The 4,347-nt window shown below is 35.0% G+C and carries 5 protein-coding genes; 3 read left to right on the forward strand and 2 right to left on the reverse strand.

Annotated features, from left to right (window positions below):
* Positions 1 to 661 (reverse strand): hypothetical protein (locus HRT72_08410; protein ID NQY67728.1); only part of this gene is annotated, 661 nt, incomplete at its 3' end.
* 347 nt (positions 662 to 1,008) lie between these two features.
* Between HRT72_08410 and HRT72_08415 the strand changes: the two genes are divergently transcribed.
* From HRT72_08415 to HRT72_08425, 3 genes are all read left to right on the forward strand, one after another.
* Positions 1,009 to 1,149, forward strand: coding sequence for a hypothetical protein (locus HRT72_08415; protein ID NQY67729.1), 141 nt, complete (start codon positions 1,009 to 1,011; stop codon positions 1,147 to 1,149).
* Positions 1,150 to 1,309: 160 nt separating this feature from the next.
* Positions 1,310 to 1,642 carry a gliding motility-associated C-terminal domain-containing protein gene (locus tag HRT72_08420; GenBank protein ID NQY67730.1) on the forward strand — a complete coding sequence of 111 codons (333 nt, stop codon included), beginning with the start codon at positions 1,310 to 1,312 and terminating at the stop codon, positions 1,640 to 1,642.
* An 11-nt stretch (positions 1,643 to 1,653) separates the two neighbouring features.
* Positions 1,654 to 3,072, forward strand: coding sequence for a PorP/SprF family type IX secretion system membrane protein (locus HRT72_08425; GenBank protein ID NQY67731.1), 1,419 nt, complete (start codon positions 1,654 to 1,656; stop codon positions 3,070 to 3,072).
* Between the two features lie 3 nt (positions 3,073 to 3,075).
* Here the strand turns inward: HRT72_08425 and HRT72_08430 are convergent, their stop codons facing one another.
* Positions 3,076 to 3,999, reverse strand: a complete 924-nt coding sequence (locus HRT72_08430; protein NQY67732.1) for a HAMP domain-containing histidine kinase — start codon at positions 3,997 to 3,999, stop codon at positions 3,076 to 3,078.
* Between the last annotated feature and the right edge of the window lie 348 nt (positions 4,000 to 4,347).

The following is a 4,347-nucleotide window of genomic DNA, read 5'->3' on the forward strand; positions in this document are numbered from 1 at the left end:
ATTCTCCACTTGCCCAAGCTCCTAATCCGTTTCCATCTGAGAGATCTGTCTCATGTCCAAATAAAGTTAAATCTATTGGCCCATTAAGAACCGGAAGCTCACAACCATTATCCTGCTCAATATTCGCAGTACCTGCTCTATCCGCAGTCCAAAAATTGAAAAAGTGCTCTACTCCTGCCGGCATTGTAGTATGTAACTGAAAAGACATGTATTCTCTCCAATCTCCTGCTAACTGTGCTCCTTGGTAAACATTTCCCAAAAGTGGTTGATTGATCGGTAATGCATGCTCAGCACTAGTAATTACATTCAAATCATACCATTGATCTCCACCGGGAGTACACAACGCACTGAATTGATCCGTTGATCCTAAATCCCCAGGATTTGCTGGAGCCGGCCAACCATCAATAGCTAATGGATCATTATACTCCCATATTCCACCATTACAGAAACTCATGTGCTCCATACTCCAGTTTTCTACAAGACCTGTATCCAGCACAGTCAATACACCTCCACCACAAGGACAGTCGGGATCATTTAAGTCAACAAAACCATCATTATCATCATCTATACCATTGTTGCAAATTTCCTGTCCGAAAACAGCGAAACTAAAAAACAAGCTTACGGTTAATAAGCTTAAAAATTTCTTAAGATTTGAACTCATACTAATCAAGTTATTCATTGGCCTTTACTGCCTGTTGCAATAGTTACACTTCAAGAATCAGTTTTTACCAATATTTCTTCAATTATTTTATTAAAACACCAATAAGGCTATGTAAAAAGCATGTAATGTACTGTTTGGCTTTATATTTTTTATTTAACAAGAGAGGTCTAACTTATAAAAAAAAATGCTAACCTTCTAATTTTCGAAGTACTTGTAGCTAATGAAATACTAAACTATTCATCAATAGATACATTACGTGTTTATACGGTAAGGAATACGTAGTTTTTCGGACAACCCAAATTTGCTTTTCTAGTATATAGTTGTAGTAATAAACACAACCCACAGTTATGATAGAATACAAACTACAATGGTACACCGCTATGACAAGGTCCTTAAAAGATAAAAGCACACCTATATTTATAGATCTTGATTTAGATGCCGATCCAGATGTTCTTGATGACTTACAAGTACTTGACATTATCGACTAACAAAAAAGTGTCGTTAATACCACTCCGTTTCTTGAATCACCCTATTTCAAAGACCAACCAAGAGTTATAGGCCATCTAAATATTTAGATCGGCTATATATGTACAATTACCGCCTTGCTTTCAACAATACAATCTATTAGCTTTATTGTAATTCTAATGGATGATGAAAGCCACAATTTCAATATTTTTTCTTATTTCATTTTATTGCTCTCTTAGTAGCATTGTTATTGGACAAACTGATACTCCAACTGGTATCACACCAAATGGAGATAGCACCAATGAGACGTGGCGTATACGAGATGAAAACTCCGAAGCCATTATTGAGGTGAAGATTTTTGATAGATGGGGGAAAGTATTATGGAAATCCGAAAACTATTACAATAACTGGAATGGTGTAGATCAGTCGAATAATATTCTTGAGAATGGCACTTACTATTATAGTATATCAATTGATGATACGAAATCAACTGGATGGATTAACGTAATCCGATAAAAAGAAGAGACGTGGCTAATAAAATCTTACTTCTTCTAATCCTCTCCATATTAAGCGCTCCATGTTGGTCGCAACAAACATTCTATGATGGGCGATACCTCTTTAATAAGGTGATGTACAACCCTGCCCATATTGGTAGTGAAGAAAAAATTAGAATCAGCCTAAATGTTCGACAACAATGGACCAACATCCAAAACTCTCCAGAAACAGATGGCTTTGCACTCGATTTTCCGTTGGTAAAAAAAAACAATAGACAACTTAGTATTAGTCTACAAACTGCGGTCGATAGATTGGGTGCCGAAAGAAATAATGCATACTATTTTGGATTTGGATACAAGCTGCCTCTATTTGGCGGGGAATTCTCGCTCGGCATAATTAGCGGATTGGTTAAACACCGTATAGATTGGAATAGCATTAAATATTCCGAACCCGACTTACTCACCTTTTCTTCAGAGGCAGGGATCGTCACAACAAATTTCGGGAGTCGTTTTGAATTAAATAATTTTTATGTTGATGTAGCTCTTTCTAATCTCGAACAAGCAAAAATTAAATTTAAAAACATGACGCCGATTCAATTGAGACGGCAACTCCTTTTCTCAACAGGCACAACTTTTAAGCTTAGCGAACTTTTTTCACTACAACCAGTGGCTGTTATTCGGCTCACTAAAAATTATGACTTATATCACGATTACAACTTAAATGTTGTTTTTAAAGACGATTATCAACTTGGGTTTGGCAGAAGAATAGGAAATGGATGGATGGCTTCCACGAAACTTAGACTCTCAGAAATGTTGGAATTAGGGTACTCTTATAATTCTTCGGGGCAGGATATTCGGAAACAAATAGGTAACACACATGAGGTATTTCTAAGTGTACTAATCGGAAATCGAAAGGATGAAAGTAAGACTACTGATATTATCTCTAACGAATCTAATCCAAAACTTCATTTATTAAACGATAAGGGCGAGACTATTGGAGCCGCAGAAAAAGACGAATCAGGATACTTCACTTTCTCAGAGATTCCAGGTATTGGGAATTTATATTACAGATTAGAAGAGACAGATACCATCAAACTAGATTCTATTCCAATTAAGTTTATTGATAAGTCGAATAAAGAAATAACTATAATCGCCTCAAATATTCAAAAACAAACTTTCCAACAGAAGAAGTTACTCACTGATAAGACCAGGCTATTTATGCTTGATTCAAACAACGCGGTTATTGCCGAGGCATTTATCAATTCCGATAATCAATTTGAGTATATAACAGATAGTATTCTATCTTCTCAGAAATTGGTGTTTAAATTAGAAGATGGTACTGTGCTCGATGACCAAAAACAGTTCGATGTTTTATTAAAAGATAAAACCGGACAAAAAGAAATATTTATAGTTCTATTAAATAAAGACGGTTTCTTTATTCGAAAAGAGTAGCCACTAATGTGCTCCGGAAAGTATTACCTTTTTAATAATAACGCTAAATTGGGTTCCTTCTCCTTTAATTGACTTAACGGATACACCTCCACCTGTTCGCTCAGCAATTTTCTTTACTGTAGCCAAGCCAATACCTACTCCGTCTATTTTAGAGCCTTTATTAATTCTATTGAATGGTCTAAATATCTCTTTATAATATTCCTCCGGAATTCCAGGTCCATTATCCGAAACTCGAAGTGTAATAAAAGTTTCATCCGAAATACATTCTACTAAAATCTCACACGTTTCCTTATCGCAATATTTAATAGAATTCTCAAAGAGGTTATTCAATATCTGTTTTAAAGCAACTTCGCTAAAAAATATTTCTAACATATCTGCACGCACATTGATGTTTACATCACTTGTCAGAGAAAAGCCTTTCGATACATCCTCAATTAAGTCGTTCAATATTATCTTCTCATACTTAATCTCGAAATTGGTTTGTTTAGAGTAGTCCAATACTTTGTCTATTAAGTTCCGCATCAAACCATTCGCGTTTCGCAATTGAACCATTGTAGCATTTGCGTGATCGTAATTCTCATTTTCCAGATCCTTCTCCAAAATTGTAATTAATACAGAAAAAGCATACAGAGGCGATTTTAAATCATGCGACACAGTGTGCGCAAATACTTCTAAGCTTTCATTTATTTCCATCAAATCCCCTTTTTCTTTTTGAGATTTTTCCAAATTACTCTTACCCTCTTCCAAATTGTCCATTAACATACTATGACGTGTATATGCGATACTCAAAACAAAGGCGGGAAGTGCTGGAAGGATAAGATGATAAGCTTCGAAAGGTTGCTTTAGGATAAAGAAATCGTTGATACCCCCTAACACGTATATTACGCCAAGGAAAATCCCAAAGTTTATATAAAAACGTTTATCCATGAAAATTCTTGAAGAGATAAACATTTACGGTAGTTCTTCTTGTATTGTGCTTTAACCCCTCCAAATTAAGTTAAACCTGTTAAACATAAAATATTCATTAATGTTTCGCTTTGAATAAATGTTTTTTTAACACTATTATTGAACAATACGAACTTCGTACTAAGTTATATAAGAGAATGGCTATTTCAAAAGAAATACTAGATCGCTTTTGCATGGCAATGTTCCGAATCGTAACCGCGATGAAGAAAGGCATGAAAGATTGCTGTGAGAAATTTGGGGACTTAAGTGTTAAGGAATTTATGATTTTAAATTTTGTGAATGATATGCAAAATTGTAAAATGAGTGAAA

The organism is Flavobacteriales bacterium (assembly GCA_013214975.1).
Taxonomy (GTDB): domain Bacteria; phylum Bacteroidota; class Bacteroidia; order DT-38; family DT-38; genus DT-38.